General features: G+C 71.1%; 15 protein-coding genes. 1 reads left to right on the top strand and 14 read right to left on the bottom strand.

Going from position 1 to position 16,558, the window contains the following annotated elements; all coding sequences use genetic code 11:
* Positions 1-17: 17 nt before the first annotated feature.
* The 9 genes from ACIBKY_RS29320 to ACIBKY_RS29280 all read right to left on the bottom strand — a co-directional run bounded on the left by ACIBKY_RS29320 (position 18) and on the right by ACIBKY_RS29280 (position 8,179).
* A complete protein-coding gene (locus tag ACIBKY_RS29320; RefSeq protein WP_397101456.1) occupies positions 18-380 on the bottom strand; it encodes a hypothetical protein in 363 nt (120 codons plus the stop codon).
* A gap of 408 nt (positions 381-788) precedes the next feature.
* Positions 789-1,532, bottom strand: a complete 744-nt coding sequence (locus ACIBKY_RS29315) for a PspA/IM30 family protein (RefSeq protein ID WP_397101454.1) — start codon at positions 1,530-1,532, stop codon at positions 789-791.
* A 33-nt stretch (positions 1,533-1,565) separates the two neighbouring features.
* Positions 1,566-3,527, bottom strand: a complete 1,962-nt coding sequence (locus tag ACIBKY_RS29310; protein WP_397101452.1) for a TPM domain-containing protein — start codon at positions 3,525-3,527, stop codon at positions 1,566-1,568.
* 152 nt (positions 3,528-3,679) lie between these two features.
* A complete protein-coding gene (coaBC, locus tag ACIBKY_RS29305; protein WP_397101450.1) occupies positions 3,680-4,882 on the bottom strand; it encodes a bifunctional phosphopantothenoylcysteine decarboxylase/phosphopantothenate--cysteine ligase CoaBC in 1,203 nt (400 codons plus the stop codon).
* Positions 4,883-5,020: 138 nt separating this feature from the next.
* Positions 5,021-5,290 (bottom strand): DNA-directed RNA polymerase subunit omega, encoded by a 270-nt coding sequence (gene rpoZ, locus ACIBKY_RS29300; protein WP_184960643.1) that lies wholly within the window; start codon positions 5,288-5,290, stop codon positions 5,021-5,023.
* Between the two features lie 5 nt (positions 5,291-5,295).
* Positions 5,296-5,931, bottom strand: coding sequence for a guanylate kinase (gene gmk, locus ACIBKY_RS29295; protein WP_397101447.1), 636 nt, complete (start codon positions 5,929-5,931; stop codon positions 5,296-5,298).
* A gap of 52 nt (positions 5,932-5,983) precedes the next feature.
* A complete protein-coding gene (gene mihF / locus ACIBKY_RS29290) occupies positions 5,984-6,307 on the bottom strand; it encodes an integration host factor, actinobacterial type (RefSeq protein ID WP_157244637.1) in 324 nt (107 codons plus the stop codon).
* Positions 6,308-6,866: 559 nt separating this feature from the next.
* Positions 6,867-7,718 carry a hypothetical protein gene (locus ACIBKY_RS29285; RefSeq protein ID WP_397101445.1) on the bottom strand — a complete coding sequence of 284 codons (852 nt, stop codon included), beginning with the start codon at positions 7,716-7,718 and terminating at the stop codon, positions 6,867-6,869.
* 71 nt (positions 7,719-7,789) lie between these two features.
* Positions 7,790-8,179: a PadR family transcriptional regulator gene (locus ACIBKY_RS29280; RefSeq protein ID WP_397101443.1), complete on the bottom strand. Its 390-nt coding sequence runs from the start codon at positions 8,177-8,179 to the stop codon at positions 7,790-7,792.
* A gap of 89 nt (positions 8,180-8,268) precedes the next feature.
* On the opposite strand from ACIBKY_RS29280, the gene ACIBKY_RS29275 reads away from it, so the two are divergent.
* The gene (locus tag ACIBKY_RS29275) at positions 8,269-8,652 is read left to right on the top strand and encodes a VOC family protein (protein ID WP_397101441.1); all 384 of its coding nucleotides are present in this window, start codon (positions 8,269-8,271) and stop codon (positions 8,650-8,652) included.
* A gap of 895 nt (positions 8,653-9,547) precedes the next feature.
* Here ACIBKY_RS29275 and pyrF read toward each other — a convergent pair.
* From pyrF to carA, 5 genes are read right to left on the bottom strand one after another with little or no spacing between them, the layout of a single operon-like run.
* Positions 9,548-10,240 (bottom strand): orotidine-5'-phosphate decarboxylase, encoded by a 693-nt coding sequence (gene pyrF, locus ACIBKY_RS29270; RefSeq protein ID WP_397101439.1) that lies wholly within the window; start codon positions 10,238-10,240, stop codon positions 9,548-9,550.
* A 29-nt stretch (positions 10,241-10,269) separates the two neighbouring features.
* Positions 10,270-11,238, bottom strand: a complete 969-nt coding sequence (locus ACIBKY_RS29265; RefSeq protein ID WP_397101437.1) for a dihydroorotate dehydrogenase — start codon at positions 11,236-11,238, stop codon at positions 10,270-10,272.
* Positions 11,228-12,100 carry a dihydroorotate dehydrogenase electron transfer subunit gene (locus ACIBKY_RS29260; RefSeq protein WP_397102146.1) on the bottom strand — a complete coding sequence of 291 codons (873 nt, stop codon included), beginning with the start codon at positions 12,098-12,100 and terminating at the stop codon, positions 11,228-11,230. The genes ACIBKY_RS29265 and ACIBKY_RS29260 overlap by 11 nt, the downstream gene beginning before the upstream one ends.
* Before the next feature lie 23 nt (positions 12,101-12,123).
* Complete coding sequence (gene carB, locus ACIBKY_RS29255) at positions 12,124-15,411, bottom strand: carbamoyl-phosphate synthase large subunit (RefSeq protein WP_397101435.1); 3,288 nt, start codon at positions 15,409-15,411, stop codon at positions 12,124-12,126.
* On the bottom strand, positions 15,404-16,501 hold the full coding sequence (gene carA, locus ACIBKY_RS29250; RefSeq protein WP_397101433.1) for a glutamine-hydrolyzing carbamoyl-phosphate synthase small subunit: 1,098 nt from the start codon (positions 16,499-16,501) through the stop codon (positions 15,404-15,406). The genes carB and carA overlap by 8 nt, the downstream gene beginning before the upstream one ends.
* Positions 16,502-16,558: the final 57 nt, after the last annotated feature.

Here is a 16,558-nt window from a genome sequence, read left to right as displayed (position 1 = left end):
CGAAACCGCGGGCCGATTCAGAGATCCGGCAGGGGGTCGGGTGGGAGCGTCTCGGGCGCGAAGATCTCCGCGTCCGCCGCTCTCACCACGGCGGCGTACTCCTCATCGAACTCGAAGGCCATCGAGCCGAGCTCGATGATCGATCCAGTCATGATGGGGCCCAGGCGTGTCGCCCTCGGGAACGTGGCGTAAACCGACACCGGCCGGTCGCTCCTGAGCATCCTGGTGGCGAGCACCGAGATCGCCCCGTCGGTGACCACGATGAGGAAGTTGGCCATCCCCGGTGGCCCCACCGACAGTGCGGGAAACACGTACCTGATCTGTTCGTCGGGCCCGAGCAGCGTCCTGCAGCGGTCCCTCACCGCGGTTCCTACCGGCATCTGTGTTCTCCCCCTTTGTGTAAGTATCCGCAGGGGTACGGCAGCGCGGCAACATCCAAATCCCGATCCCCCGACCACAAACCCAGGAGAAACGCAAGCGCGCCCAGGACAGGCGACGGACGGTGGGGGCTCCGGCGAACCACGGCAGGGGGCCGGGGCGGAGTCGTCGCGGCGGGAAGCCGTTGGCCTTCACGACCGGCGCCCGACGGGCGCCCGCCCGCGACGGCGGGGCGGGCAGGCCGGCGTGAGCCGTAACGGATGGCGGGCGTCTCACGGACGGCGGGCGTGACGGACGCGTGCCGGAAGAGGAGCCGGAAGAGGAGCCGGAAGATGAGCCGGAAGGGGAGCCGGAAGCCGCGGAGAACAGCCCCGGCCGCGCCGATGACAGCGGGCGCGGCCGGGACGGGGTCAGTTGGGGCTGGGGGATTGGATCGGCAGGGGCTTGCCCATCTTCAGGGCGGCCAGGCGGGCCTCGATCTCGGCCTGGGCGCCGATGTCCTCCAGGCTCTCGAACTGCGCGTCGAGCGACGAGGCGGCCAGTTCCTGCTGCCCGATGACCTTCGCCTCCTCCCGCTTGATCTTCTCTTCGAAGCGGCTGACCTCGCTGGTCGGGTCGAGGATGTCGATGCTCTTGATCGCGTCCTGGACCCGCGACTGGGCCTGGGCGGTCTTGGCGCGGGAGACGAGTTCGTCACGCTTGCTCCGGAGCTCGCCGAGCTTGTTCCTCATCTGCTGGAGGCCCGCCTTGAGCTTGTCGACGACCTCCCGCTGCGCCGCGATGCCCGGCTCCGCGGCCTTCGCCTCCTGTTCGGCCGACATCTGGCGGCCCAGGGCGACCTTGGCGAGCTCGTCGAACTTGTCGCCCTCCGCGCGCTGCCCCGACGCGCGCAGCTGGTCGGCGCGCTGGCTGGCGGCCATGGCCTTCTTGCCCCACTCCCCGGCCGCCTGGACGTCCTCGCGGTAGTCGGCCTCGACCATCCGCAGTGACCCGATGGTCTGCGCGATGGCCTTCTCCGCCTCGGCGATGTTGTCGGTGTAGTCGCGCACCATCTGGTCGAGCATCAGCTGCGGATCCTCGGCCGAGTCCAGCAGCGCGTTGATGTTGGCCCTGGCCAGCTGGGCGACACGGCCGAAGATGGACTGTTTGGACATTGCTCGTTCCCCCGATAGGTGATCGTTTCCGGGTCAGAAGGCTCCCCCTGAGCCCCTCCGCCCTCGTGTACCCGAGCCGCCGAAGCTGCCCGGCGCCTGGCCGCCGCGCCTGCCCGTCCCCGCGGTCTGGCGGCCGCCGCCGCGGCCCGCGCCGCGCCCGGACATCATGCCGCCCATCATCCCGTCGATGAGGATGCCGCCCAGGACCGCGCCCATCATCGCGTCGGCGCCGCCCCTGCCGTTGCCGGTCCTTCCGTAGCCGAACGCCGACACCTCGCGCCGCGCCGCCTGCCCGGCCTCCTGGGCGAGCTGGTCGGCGCGCTGGGCGGCGGCGAGCGCCGCGGACGGGTCCTCCCCGGCCCGCGCGCGCGCCTCGGCCAGCAGGCGTTCCGCCTCGGCGATCCGGGTGCGCGCGGTGCTGCCGACCGCGCCGCGGTTGGTGGTGATGAAGTCCTTGGTGGCCGCGATCTCGCTGCGGGCCGTGAGCATCGCCTGGTCGAGCATGCTGCGCGCCTGCTCCTGACGGGCCTTCTTGTCGCGTACGCCCTTCAGCGCCTCGTCCAGCGTCGCCTGCGCCTCCTCCACGCGGCGCAGCAGCGCGATCGGGTCCACGCGGGTCGCGACGACGTCCTCGGCCACCTGGGTCGCGGTGCTCTCCGCGTACGCGATCTGGGGCGTCAGGTCCGCCGCGTACGCCTGGTCGGCGGCCAGCGCCTTCGCCGCCGACAGGTTGGCCGCGACGGTCTCCAGGGCGGGCTTGAGACCGGCCGCCGCCTGGTGGATGTCGTCGGCCCGCCTGGTCACCGCCTCCATGAGCTGCCTGGCCTGGTCCACGGCAGACTGCGCGGCCAGCACCTGGGCGACAGCCTTGCCCGACTCCCCCGCGTCCAGTGACGCCTGCGCGGCGGCGAGTGTCTGGCCGGCGAACTCCAGGCGGTTGGCGGCGTCGTCCGGGTTGTCCTCGACGGGGGTCAGGGCGCTCTGGGCGAAGCGCTCGGCGGTGGCGGCCATGGCCCGCCGTACCTCGGCGAGCTTGGGTGTGAGCTCGGCGTGCGCCTGCCGGACCTCGGCCAGGACGCGCGGGGCCTGCTTCTCCATGTCGCGCAGCCGGTCGAAGGCCTCCGACTCGGCGTCGAGCCGGGCGTTGGCGTCCGCGCAGCGCCTGACGATCTCCTCCAGCATCGCCTGGCGGGTCACGTCGTCCTCCGGGACTTCGTCGTCGAGCTGCTGGCGGAGGCGGAAGGCCTGGTCGAGCTCGCCTTTGGCGTACTCGAGCGCTTCGGCGAACGGCTGGGCGGCTTCCTCGCCGAACTGCGCCGTCGCGAAGCCCACCTCCTGCTCGGAGGTCTTGACCGCGTCGTCGGTGTGGACGAGCGCCTGGCCCGCCCGCGTCTCCAGGTCCTTGGCGGCGGCGGTGTGGCGCGAGGTCTTGCGGCGGCGCGAATACAGGTAGACGCCCCCGCCGGTCGCGGCCAGCACCCCCGCCCCCGCCAGCCACCAGGCGCTGCGGCCTTCGGGGTTGGCCGGGTTCGCCATGGCCGTGCCGTACCCCTTGGCGGCGCCGACGGCCGCGCCCGCCCAGTCGTCCTTCCGCAGCGCGGGGACGATGGTGTCCTGCGCGACCGCGTTCATCTGCTCGGTGGACAGGGGGAAGTTCGTGTCGGCGGACACGGCGTAGCGGCGCTCCTGCGTGGCCACGGCCATCAGCAGGTCGTCACGGCCCAGGCGGCTCAGGCCGGCGGTCTGGTCGGCCCAGGTGGTGGCGTTCCAGCCGGAGAAGCCGGTGACGTAGACGACGTAGAGGCGGATGCCGTGCTCGGCTTCGAGCTGGCTGGTGGCGGCCTGAACCTCACCCGCCCGGTCGCCGAGGGCACCGGCGTGGTCGGTGACGGTCTGGGTGACGGCCTCGGGCGCCTCGGCGGACGCCGCCGCGGGGATGGCCAGGAGGGCGCCGGTGACGAGCAGTACGCGTATAACGTGCCTGAATGCTGACAACCCCGACCGCCCCCAGTCGTAGCTTCACTGACCCCTGAGGCGTCTCATCCCCACATTACGGAGCGTGTACACATTTGTCCCATTAGTGAGGGAGACGCAGCGAGGAAGACTCAGTGAGAAAGACACAGCGAGAAACGCAGGTCACCAGGGCGCTAGCCGGCCAGGCGTGGGGCGACCAGCGACCAGAGGGCGTCGGCCAGATCTTCCTTCGGGCCCCTCGGGACCTCGACCGGCTCTCCCCCGGCGACCAGGATCGTGGCCGCGTTGTCGGGGGTGCCGAAGGCGAGGCGCTCGCCGACCTGGTTGACCACCAGGAGGTCGCACCCCTTGCGGGCCAGCTTGGCCTGGCCGTTGGCCAGCACGTCCTCGGTCTCGGCCGCGAACCCCACGATCACCGCGGGGGTGGCACCGTTCCCTGCCCGGGTACGCCGCACGCCCAGCTCAGCCAGGATGTCGGGATTCTTCGTCAGCCGGATGGCCTCGGGATCGTCGGAGGTCTTCTTGATCTTGGACGTGGCCCGCGTCACCGGCCGGAAGTCGGCCACGGCGGCGGCCATCACCACCGCGTCGGCGTCCTCCGAGGCCGACAGCACCGCCTCGCGCAGCTGCTCCGTCGACTCCACCCGCACGAGCGCGACCCCGGCCGGATCGGGCAGTGTGACGTTTGCCGCGATCAGGGTCACCTCGGCGCCGCGTGCCACGGCCGTGCGCGCCAGCGCGTACCCCTGAAGGCCGGAGGAGCGGTTGCCGATGAAGCGGACCGGATCGATCGCCTCGCGGGTGCCGCCCGCGGAGATGACCACCCGGCGGCCGGCCAGGTCGCGCGGCGCCCCGCGCAGCACGCGGCGGCAGACCTCGAAGATCTCCTCGGGGTCGGGCAGCCGTCCGGGGCCGGTGTCGGCGCCGGTCAGGCGGCCCGATGCGGGGTCGATGACGAGGGCGCCGCGCTCGCGCAGGGTGGCGACGTTGGCGCGGGTGGCGGGGTGGTCCCACATCTCGGTGTGCATCGCGGGCGCGAACACCACCGGGCAGCGCGCCGTCAGCAGCGTGGTGGTGAGCAGGTCGCCGGTCAGTCCCTGGGCGGCCTTGGCGAGGACGTCCGCGGTGGCGGGGGCGACGATCACGAGGTCGGCGTTCTGCCCGATCCGCACGTGCGGCACCTCGTGGACGTTCTCCCACACCTCGGTGGTCACCGGGTTGCCGGACAGCGCCGCCCAGGTCGGTTCGCCCACGAACCGGAGCGCGTCGCGGGTGGGCACCACGCGCACCTCGTGCCCGGACTCGGTGAACAGGCGGAGCAGCTCGCACGCCTTGTAGGCGGCGATGCCGCCGCTGACGCCCAGTACGACCTTCATCGGCGCGCCGCCACCCCTCTCCTCCGCACGAATCGCCCCAACCCTAGAGCTCCGCGCCGGTACGGCTCCGCCCGGGGTCCGGACATGGCGCAGCTCCCGGCTCCGCCCTGGGCGGCGTCGAGAGCTGGAGTCGAACGGTCAGACCGCGCCTTCGATGGGCTCGGCGTTGAGCAGCCCCTCGGAGACCTCGCGCAGCGCGATGGACAGCGGCTTCTCCTGGGCGTGGGTCTCGACCAGCGGGCCGACGTACTCGAGCAGGCCCTCGCCGAGCTGCGAGTAGTAGGCGTTGATCTGCCTGGCGCGCTTGGCGCCCATGATCACCAAAGAGTACTTGCTGTCGACGATGTCGAGCAGAGAGTCGATCGACGGGTTGGTGATTCCCTCAGCGACCGGGGCAATGCCTGCCACGATTGTCAGACCTCTCGGTTGGTGGATGTCGTGACCCCCTGAGGGTCCGTCATCAAGGCTATCAGCCGATGACATACATCCTGGACACTCGTGTTCACAAGTGTGATGTCGAACTCGGGTTCGGCGGCGCATTCGACGCGTCCCGCGGCCAGGCGGCGTTCGATCACGTCCTCCGGCTCGGTGCCGCGGCCGCGCAGCCGGCGTTCCAGCTCCTCCCACGTGGGCGGGGCCAGGAAGACCAGGAGCGCCTCCGGCATCGTCTTGCGCACCTGCCTGGCGCCCTGGAGGTCGATCTCCAGGAGGGTGGGCACGCCGTTGGCGAGCCGGTCGAGCACGGGCCGGCGCGGCGTACCGTAGCGGTTGCCGGCGAACTCGGCCCATTCGAGCAGGTCGTCCGACTCGATGAGCCGGTCGAACTCGTCGTCGTCGGCGAAGAAGTACTGCACGCCGTGCGACTCGCCGGGGCGGGGCTTTCTGGTGGTCACCGAGACCGACAGCCACACCTCGGGGTGGGACCGCCGGATCTCGGCGACGACCGTGGACTTCCCCACGCCCGACGGCCCGGACAGGACCGTCAGGCGCCTGGAGGGAAGGAGGTCGACCTGTGTGTCGTGGGCCCTCGAACTGTCGGACCAAGACATGTCGGTCACTTCCTACCCCCCGCTGAAGCTGCGCTTTCGTGTGAAGACGAGATTAGCTCTCGCCGCCACCGAACTCGCGCTCAAGGGCGGCCCTCTGGTTCGCGCCGAGGCCGCGCACGCGGCGCGACTCGGCGATGGTGAGCCGCTCCATAAGCTGCTTGGCGCGGACCTTGCCCACGCCTGGGAGCGACTCCAAAAGCGCCGACACCTTCATCTTGCCGATGACGTCGTCGGTCTGCCCATCCTTGAGCACCTCAGCCAGAGAAACCGCGCCATGCTTGAGCCGGTTCTTGACCTCGGCACGCTCTTTACGGGCCTTGGCAGCCTTCTCCAGGGCTGCGGCGCGCTGCTCGGGGGTCAACGGAGGAAGAGCCACGCCGGGTCACCTCGAATTTCTGTCGATGTACTCGGACGAGAGGGGAAACTAGCTGGTCATCGCCACCTAAGCAACGCCAAGAGCGGTTTCTCTCACCACAAAATCCAGTTCTTAACTCTCCGTGTTTGTAAAACTACAATGAGCTGATCAAATCGCGCTCACTTCCCGGTTCTCGAAGATCGTCACCCGCCAGGGACGATAACGATCATGACTACTGACCGTCACCCGAAACCCCTCTTAGCGCGACCCGAAAACCCGTTATCAAACCGAGACCTTCCATGCGCCGGAACGGCTCCGCCGCCCCCACGATCACACCCGTGGGTGGAGAATTCTTATATCCGGTAGAAGGTTCTTCCTCCCGCAGGAGCCCGGCGGAGTGATCAGGCACTGACCCGGGGTTAGCTTGGCGGCACGCGAGTCTCACTCGCGATCGACGTGGGGATCGGCGAGGGCAGGCGAGGGGGAAGTACCGCACGGCTTCGTGGTCGTGCGGTACTTCCGAGAAGCCCGGTGAGCGGCACGGCCCGCCGTACGACTCCTTGCCGGGCTGTTCCAGGAGCTACGAGCGGAGCTCGGCCTCCCTGGAGGCGGTGGCGGCGGTTCTCGCCGGCCACGCCGTGACGGCCAGCACCGCCACCGAGCACGCGGCCACCACCGGAAGGTTCCCCGGATCGGCCAGCCATGGAGAATGGCCGGCAGTGACGCTCACGAGCGGCGACGCGACGAGCACGGCCCGCCGCCCCACAGGCGACCGCAGCGCGGCCACCGCCGCCACCGCGAGCACGGCCATGGGCAGGAGTTCGGCCGCCGGCGACGGGATGTGTGTGCTCACCACGAGACCGGCGAGCGTGATGGCGGCCCATCCCGCCGGCCGCCGCACTCCCGTGGAGGCGGGACCGGATGACGGGGCGAACGTCAGCATCACGGCGACCAGGCAGGCGGGCAGGACGAACCGCCATCCCGTCCCTTCTATGAGAAGTACGCCGTCCCGCACCACGTACAGGGGCGAAAGGCCCAGATCCGTCGGGCCGGCGACGAGCCAGGCGTACAGCGCGGCCCATCCCCATGCCACCGAGGCCGCGGCCCTTCGCGAGTTCCGCCAGGCCAGAAAGGCGATGACTCCGTACGGCAGGGCGATGGCGAGGGATTTCAGCGCCGTCTCCGGGCCCATTCCCGGGGATCGCAGCGCGTCCCCGGCGTAGGCGGCGGCCCGGCCGGCTTCGAGGAGGAACAGCCAGATCGGTGCGAGCAGCGCCGCGAGGCGGAAGGCGGCGTTCCAGTGCCGGCGGGAAGCGGCTCCCACGGCGCGGCGCAACCGGATCGTGAAGGCTCCTCGCAGCAGGTCGAACGTCTCGCGAGCGCTTGGCCGCTCGCGGCCGGCCGCGGCTGCCGCGAGGAGAACCGCGACCATTTCCTCCTCGTGCGACGCGCGGTGATCTCGCGGATACCACGCCAGCAACCGCCGGTAACGATCCTCCAAGCTCACGTGGCGCCCCCGAAGGACGTGGCCCGGCGAGACAGCGCCGCTTTCATGCTGAACGCCGGGCGCAGCCCGCCGCCGCGCAGGCGGGAGGCGGCGGTGTCGGCGTTGCGGCGCAGCCGCTCCGCTTCGACCGCCAGCCGGGCCTCGCCGCCGGAGGTGAGCCGGTAGTACCGCCGCGCCCGGCCGTCGACGACTTCCTCGCGATCGGCCTCGACCAGCCCCTCCCCCTGCAGCCGGTCGAGCGCGGCGTACAGGGTGCCCGCCTGCAGCCGTACCCGGTCACCCGAGATCTGCAGAACATCGGTGATGATGCCGTAGCCGTGCTGGGGCCCGGCCGCGAGCGCCGTAAGGATCAGGAAGGTGGGTTCCTGCATGGATCTTCGACTCATACGATCTGTATATACCGATTAATTGACCTCCGTGAGCGACTTCCGGAATTCGGTGGCGCGCGAGGGGGCACTGAGGCAGGCTCCCGCTCATGGTCTCGGTGGTGCAGAACGTGGCGATCGATTGTGCGGATGCCTTTGAGCTGGCCGGATTCTGGAGCGAGGTGACCGGCGGGCCCCGGCATCCGGAGGACCGGCCGGGTGACCACGAGACTCAGGTTCTGCTGCCGGAGGGCCCGGTGCTGCACTTCAACCAGGTGCCGGAGAAAAAGACGATCAAGAACAGGATCCACCTGTGCCTGCGTCCGGAGACCTCACGCGAGGAGGAGGTGGAGCGGCTGCTGGGCCTCGGCGCCACCCGGGTCGCCGACCACCGCAACCCCGACGGCTCGGGCTGGGTCATCCTCGCCGACCCGGAAGGCAATGAGTTCTGCGTCCTGCGCGGCGACTCCGACCGCGCCGCGACGCCTTCCTGACCTCGAAGCGCGCCCGGCTCGCCGCACGAGGCTCCTACCCCGAAGAGGAACAGGATCGCCGCGACGAGCATCCCGGCTCCGACGACGAAGACCCGGGCGCTCATCCGCATGACGGTTCTCGCCCAGCCACGCTCCGGCGACGATGGCCTGGATGAGGACCGGCCCGAACTGGAGCACCTTGACCGACCGCAGGCTGCCAGCCCCCTTGGGCAGCGACGCGGCGGCTCCGGTGCCGGCGATCAGGCCCTTGGCTTGGCGAGAAGGAACGGCGCCGACGGCGTGCCAGCCGATGATCCGCCACCGGACATCGCGCCGGTTGAAGCGGCCCCGTTGCCGGCCGGTTGCGCCAGGGTCAGGGCGGGCACGGCCACCCGAAGCCGAACAGCGCGGTGAACACCCGGCAGCATCAGCACACCGCCGCCCATGCCGCCCACGGACGACAGCCAGGCGAGAAGGCCACGACCGAAGCGGCGTCGCCATGAGAAGCCAATGCCTGCCCGGAGGGCGCCGACCTCCCAGCACCCTGGCCTGGCAGTCAGCCGGCCTCGTTAGGGCGACCCAGCCGAAGGAAGCCGCTCGCATGGTGGGCGAACCCCACCAGCAGGTACTTCGTTCATCGCCGAGACGTGGCTCTCAACCGGCCAACGCCCGGGGAGCGCGAGGGGCCGGAGGCCTCTCGCCGGGGTTTGGGGCCAAGCCCCAAGCGAAACAGCCCGAAGGCCCGAGCTTTTGGCAGTGGGGCGTGGGGGCCCTGCCCCCACTCAGACGCGGCCCGGAGCCGCCCCGGCGCGAAGCGCCCCCGCTCGACAAGCGGAGGCCCGAGCTTTTGGCGGGCCCTGCCCCCACTCAGACGCGGCCCGGAGCCGCCCCCGTCGAGGAGCGGAGGCCCGAGCCTTCAGGTGGTGCGGCGCAGGGAGGCGGCCAAAGCCGCGGCCGTGGCTCCCGGGTCCGCCGAGCCCGTGATCGGGCGGCCGATCACCAGGAGGTCCGCGCCGTCGGCCATCGCCTGTTCCGGGGTGGCCACGCGGGCCTGGTCCTGGGTTTCCGCGCCCGCCGGCCGTACACCCGGAGTGATCAGTGTGATCGCGGGGCCGACTTCGGAGCGGACGGCGGCCACCTCGTGCGGCGAGCAGACCAGCGCGGTCGCGCCCGCCCCCACCGACAGTACGGCCAGCCTGCGCACGGCGTCGTCGGCCGGGCCCGACAGCCCGATCCGGTCCAGGTCGGCCTCCGACAGCGACGTCAGCACGGTCACCGCGGCGATCTTGGTGTGTGGAGCGGCCTGTACGGCCGCCTGGATCATCGCCGGCCCTCCGGCGGCATGCACGGTCAGGATGGCGGGCCGAAGCCGGGAAACGGCCTTTGCGGCCCCCGCGACGGTATTGGGGATGTCGTGCAGTTTGAGGTCCAGGAAGACCCGCACCCCGCTGCCACCGCGGACGGAGTCGATCACGTCGGGCCCGTAGCGGAGGTAGAGTTCGAGCCCGACCTTCACCGTGCTGACGTGAGGGGTGACCATCGCGGCCCAGCGGGCCGCGGTCTCGAGGTCCGGCGCGTCCAGGGCGACGGCGATCGGGGCGGGCGTCACGGTGGTCTCTCCTCGTGCGGGTGCGAACGTCAAAGGGAACTCTCTTCGTGCAGGTGCCGGGCGGCGCTGCCCGGGGGGCGGTGGGCGAGGCCGACGGCGTCGGCCAGCCGCTGGAAGCCGCGTGCGCGCAGCAGGTCCTCGAGTTCGCGCTCGATGCGCAGGCACGCGTACGGGTCGTGGAACAGCGCGGTGCCCACGCCGACGGCGCAGGCTCCGGCGAGGATGAGCTGGAAGGCGTCGGCGCCGGTCATGACGCCGCCGACGCCGATGATGGGCGTGCCGGGCAGGGCGGAGTGGACCTGCCACACGCACCGTACGGCCAGCGGCAGGATGGCCGGTCCCGACAAGCCGCCGGTCACGGCGGCGAGGGCGGGCTTGAGCGTGACGGTGTCGATGCTCATCCCGAGCGGGTTGTTGATCATGGACAGCGCGTCGGCCCCGGCGTCCACGCAGGCGCGGGCGACGGCGGCGATGTCGGCCACGTCGGGCGCCAGCTTGGCGATGACGGGCACGTCGTAGCGCATCACCGAGCGCACGGAGCCGATGACCTCGGCCGCCGCGCCGCCTTCGCGGGCGAAGACGCGGCCGCGGTCCTCGATGTTGGGGCAGGACAGGTTGACCTCGACGGCGGTGACGCCGGGCGCGTCGGCGAGCCTGCGGGCCAGGGCGGCGTACTCGGCGACGGTGCCGCCGCCGATGGAGACGATGGTCTTGATGCCGCGCTGGGCCAGCCAGGGCAGTTCGCGCTCCAGGAAGGCGTCGACGCCGGGGCCCTGGAGGCCGACGGCGTTGAGCAGGCCGGCGGGCGTCTCGGCCATGCGTGGCGTGGGGCGGCCGGCGCGCGGCGCCATGGTGATGGAGCGGGTGACGAGCGCGCCGAGCCGGTGGAGGTCGAAGAACTGGGCGAGTTCGCGGCCGGAGGCGGCGCAGCCGGCCGCGGTGGTGATGGGGTTCGCTAGCTCGACATGTCCAAGAAAAGTCCGCATATCAACTGACATGTCGGGCTCCACCTCCGGGCGCGCCCAACGCGTCGAACGGGATCGTTCCCACGTCCTCGAAGCGCACGCGCTCCCCCCTGAACACCGGCCCCTCCGCGCACGCCCGCGTCATCCTCGTCACCCCGTCGTCGCCGATGACCGGCAGCACGCAGGTCATGCAGATGCCGATCCCGCAGGCCATCGACTCCTCCACCGCCACCTGCACCGGGATGTCGGCCTCCATGGCGACGGCGGTGACCGCGCGCAGCGTCCGCATCGGGCCGCAGGCGTAGACGACGTCGGCGCGGGTGCCGGCCACGACCGCCGGCAGCGCGTCGCTGACCGTGCCGCGCACGCCCAGCGAGCCGTCCTCGGTGGTGAGCGTGACCGTGGCCCGCTCGGCCATCCGCCTGGCCCGCATCGCGCCGAACACCCGGTCGGCCGAGGCCGCCCCGAGCACGAAGTCGACCCGGCAGCCCCGCTCGGCCAGCGCGTCGGCCAGCGGGAACAGCACGGCGGAGCCGTACTCGGAACCGACGAGCACGCAGTGGACGGGGTCGCGCGGCAGCGGGAACGGCCGCCCGAGCGGCCCCACGAGGTCGATCGTGTCGCGGGCGCGCCGCTCGGCGAGCCACGCGGTGCCCGGCCCGCCGGCGCTGAAGACCAGTTCGACGGTGCCGCCGTACTCCGGCTTGACGTCGTGCACGTAGAAGGCGCGGCGCGTCACCATCGCGGTGCCGGCGCCGCCGATCGACACGGACACGAAGTGGCCGGGGCGGAAGCGCTCGGCGATGCCGGGCGCCACCACGGTCAGCGCATGGTAGGCGTCGACCCGGCGCGTCGTCAGCACCGTGCCCGTCACCTGCACCGGAGTGCCGGCCAGTGTCGCTCACCTCCCGCGGGGGCTCACCCCCGAAGCGCTCGTGCGTGCTCCTGGAGGGACCGTACGCCAACATCGCCCCGCACCTTGGCCTGGATGCCCGCGGCGGCCGCGGCGAGTCCCTGGACCGTGGTGATGCACGGGATGCCGCGCAGCACCGCGGCGGTGCGGATGTCGTAGCCGTCCAGGCGCGGCCCGGACTGGCCGGGGCTGCCGAACGGGGTGTTGACGATCAGGTCGACCTCACCGTCCAGGATGCGCTGGACGATCGTGGGCTCACCTCCGGGTCCCGTGCCGTCGCTCTGCTTGCGCACGATCTTGGCATGGACACCGTTACGGCGCAGCACCTCGGCGGTGCCCTCCGTGGCGAGGATCTCGAATCCGAGGTCGGCCAGCGCCCGCACCGGGAAGATCATCGCCCGCTTGTCGCGGTTGGCCACCGAGACGAACGCGCGGCCCTTGACGGGCAGCTCGCCGTATGCGGCGGCCTGCGACTTGGCGAAGGCGATGCCGAAGAACTCGTCGATGCCCATGACCTCGCCGGTCGAGCGCATCTCCGGGCCGAGCACCGTGTCGACGCCCCTGAACCGGTTGAACGGCAGCACCGCCTCCTTGACCGCGATCGAGGCGTCCAGCGGCAGCGTGCCCCCGTCGCCCTCGGCCGGCAGCATGCCCTCGTCGCGCAGTTCCTTCAGCGTGGCGCCGAGCATGACGCGGGCCGCCGCCTTCGCCAGCGGCACCGCCGTCGCCTTGGAGACGAACGGCACGGTACGGCTGGCCCGCGGGTTGGCCTCCAGGACATAGAGCACCCCGGCCGACATCGCGTACTGGACGTTGAGCAGCCCGCGCACCCCGACGCCGCGGGCGATGCCCTCGGTGGCGGCGCGGATGCGCTTGATGTCGGCGCCGCCGAGCGTGATCGGCGGCAGCGCGCACGCCGAGTCGCCGGAATGGATGCCGGCCTCCTCGATGTGCTCCATGACGCCGCCGAGGTAGAGCTCGTGGCCGTCGAAGAGCGCGTCCACGTCGATCTCGATGGCCTCGTCCAGGAACTTGTCGACCAGCACCGGGTGCCCGCCCTCCTGGGCCGACATGTAGGTGGTGAGGGTCTCGTCGTCGTAGACGATCGCCATGCCGGCCCCGCCCAGCACGTACGAGGGCCGCACCAGCACCGGGTAACCGATCTCCTCGGCCACCGCCAGCGCCTCCGCCACGGTGGTGGCGGTGCCGTGCTTGGGCGCGGGCAGGTTCGCCTCGGCCAGCACGCGCCCGAACGCGCCGCGTTCCTCCGCCAGGTGGATCGACTCGGGAGAGGTGCCGACGACGGGCACGCCCGCGTCCTTGAGCGCCTGCGCGAGGCCCAGCGGCGTCTGCCCGCCGAGCTGCACGATGACGCCGGCGACCGGGCCGGTCTGCTGCTCGGCGTGGACGACCTCCAGGACGTCCTCCAGCGTCAGCGGCTCGAAGTAGAGCCGGTCGGAGGTGTCGTAGTCGGTCGAGACGGTCTCCGGGTTGCAGTTGACCATGACGGTCTCGAACCCGGCCCTGGACAGCTCGAAGCTGGCGTGCACGCAGGCGTAGTCGAACTCGATGCCCTGGCCGATGCGGTTGGGCCCGGAGCCGAGGATGAGGACCTTGGACCGCTCGCCGTAGGGGACCTCGTTCTCCTCGTCGTAGGTCGAGTAGAGGTAGGGCGTGGTCGCGGCGAACTCGGCCGCGCAGGTGTCGACGGTGTTGTAGACCGGGCGCAGGCCGAGCGCGTGGCGCAGGTCGCGCACGCGGGTCTCGTCGAGGCCGCGGATCTCGCCGATCTGGACGTCGGAGAAGCCGTGCCCCTTGGCCCGCTCCAGCGTCTCGCGGGTGAGCTCGGGCGCGGCGGCCAGCGCCATCGCCTCCTCGTGCAGGAGGAAGAGCTGGTCGACGAACCACGGGTCGACGCGGGTGGCCTCGAACAGCTCCTCCGCCGTGGCGCCCGCCCTGATGGCCTGCTGCATCGTGCGCAGCCGTCCGTCATGGGGGGTACGGCACGCGTCCAGCAGGTCCGCCTTGCCGGTGAACTCCCCGGCCCAGGAGAACGACGAGCCCTTCTTCTCCAGCGATCGCAGCGCCTTCTGCAGTGCCTCGGTGAAGGAGCGGCCGATGGCCATGGCCTCGCCCACGGACTTCATGTGCGTGGTGAGCGTCTGGTCGGCCCCGCGGAACTTCTCGAAGGCGAAGCGCGGCACCTTGACCACGATGTAGTCGAGCGTCGGCTCGAAGGAGGCCGGGGTGACCCGGGTGATGTCGTTGGGGATCTCGTCGAGCGTGTAGCCGATGGCCAGCTTCGCGGCGATCTTCGCGATCGGGAAGCCGGTGGCCTTGGAGGCCAGGGCGCTCGACCGGGACACGCGCGGGTTCATCTCGATGACGATCATGCGGCCGGTGGCCGGGTCGACGGCGAACTGGATGTTGCAGCCGCCGGTGTCGACGCCGACCTCGCGGATGACCGCGATGGCCACGTCGCGCATGTTCTGGTACTCGCGGTCGGTGAGGGTCAGCGCGGGCGCGACGGTGACGCTGTCGCCGGTGTGGACGCCCATCGGGTCGATGTTCTCGATGGAGCAGACGATGACCACGTTGTCGTGCTTGTCGCGCATGACTTCGAGCTCGTACTCCTTCCAGCCGATGATGGACTCCTCCAGGAGCACCTCGGTGGTCGGCGAGGCGTCGAGCCCGGCTCCGGCGATGCGGCGCAGGTCGGTCTCGTCGTAGGCGAAGCCGGAGCCGACGCCGCCCATGGTGAAGGAGGGCCGCACGACCAGCGGGTAGCCGAGCGTCCCGGCGGCGGCCAGGCACTCGTCCATGGTGTGGCAGATCACCGACTCGGCGCTGGAGGCGTTGAGCCCCTGCTCCCGGGCGACCTTGGCGACGATCTCCTTGAACCGCTCGCGGTTCTCCCCCGCCTGGATCGCGTCGAAGTCGGCGCCGATCAGCTCGACCTCGTAGCGCTCCAGCACGCCCGCCTCGTGCAGGGCGACCGCGGTGTTGAGCGCGGTCTGCCCGCCGAGCGTCGGCAGCAGCGCGTCGGGCCGCTCCTTGGCGATGATCTTCTCGACGAACTCGGGGGTGATCGGCTCGACGTAGGTGGCGTCGGCGAACTCCGGGTCCGTCATGATCGTCGCGGGGTTGGAGTTGACCAGGATCACCCGGAACCCCTCGGCCCGCAGCACGCGGCAGGCCTGGGTGCCGGAGTAGTCGAACTCGCACGCCTGCCCGATCACGATCGGCCCCGAGCCGATGACCAGGACCGATTGGATGTCTGTTCTCTTAGGCACGCTGCATGACCTCGCAGAACTCGTCGAAGAGGTACGCGGCGTCATGCGGGCCCGCCGCGGCTTCCGGGTGGTACTGCACGCTGAAGGCGCGCCCGTCGAGCAGGCGCAGTCCTTCCACGCAACGGTCGTTGAGATTGATGTGACTGACCTCGGCCGGGCCGTACGGGGTGTCGAAGGAGCCGTCGAGCGGCGCCTCCACCGCGAAGCCGTGGTTGTGCGCGGAGATCTCCACCTTCCCGGTACGCACGTCCTGGACCGGCTGGTTCACCCCGCGGTGACCGTAGGCGAGCTTGTAGGTGCCGAGCCCGAGCGCGCGGCCGAACAGCTGGTTGCCGAAGCAGATGCCGAAGAACGGCACCCTCGCCTCCAGCACCCGCTTCAGCGCGCCGACGTCGGCGGTGGCCGGGTCGCCCGGCCCGTTGGAGAAGAAGACGCCGTCCGGCTCCACGGCCATGATCTGCTCGAAGGTGGCGGCCGCGGGCAGCACGTGGACCTCGCAGCCGCGCTCCGCCATGCGGTGCGGCGTCATGCCCTTGATGCCCAGGTCGACGGCGGCCACGGTGAACCGCTTCTCGCCCTGGGCGGGGATCACGTAGGTCTTGCCGGTGGAGACCTGCTCGGCCAGGGAGGCTCCGGTCATCTGCGGGGCCTGCCGTACCCGCTGGACGAGTTCCTCGACCGGGACGGTGGGCGCGCTGAAGACGCCCGCCCGCATCGCGCCGCGCTCGCGCAGGTGGCGGGTGAGGGCGCGGGTGCCGCGCAGGGCGATGCCGACCACGCCCTGCTCCTTGAGGTAGGTGTCGAGGGAGCGGTCGGCGCGCCAGTTGGAGACCACGCGGGACGGCTCGCGCACGACATATCCGGCGACCCAGACCTTCGACGACTCGGGGTCCTCGTCGTTGACGCCGGTGTTGCCGACGTGCGGGGCGGTCATCGCGACGATCTGGCGGTGGTAGGAGGGGTCGGTGAGGGTCTCCTGGTAGCCGGTCATGCCGGTGTTGAAGACCATCTCGCCGAACGTCTCACCCTCGGCGCCGTAGGGGGTTCCATGGAAGACACGACCGTCTTCCAGGACAAGCACCGCGTTCACATTTGCTCCCTCTGGTCGCGCACAGGCGGAAACGTCCTCGCTTCGCCGCGGTTCCCC

Source organism: Nonomuraea sp. NPDC050394 (assembly GCF_044459065.1).
In the GTDB taxonomy this organism is placed as follows: domain Bacteria; phylum Actinomycetota; class Actinomycetes; order Streptosporangiales; family Streptosporangiaceae; genus Nonomuraea.
The sequence above is the reverse complement of the archived record's forward strand: the minus strand, read 5'-3'. Positions and strand labels throughout refer to the sequence as shown.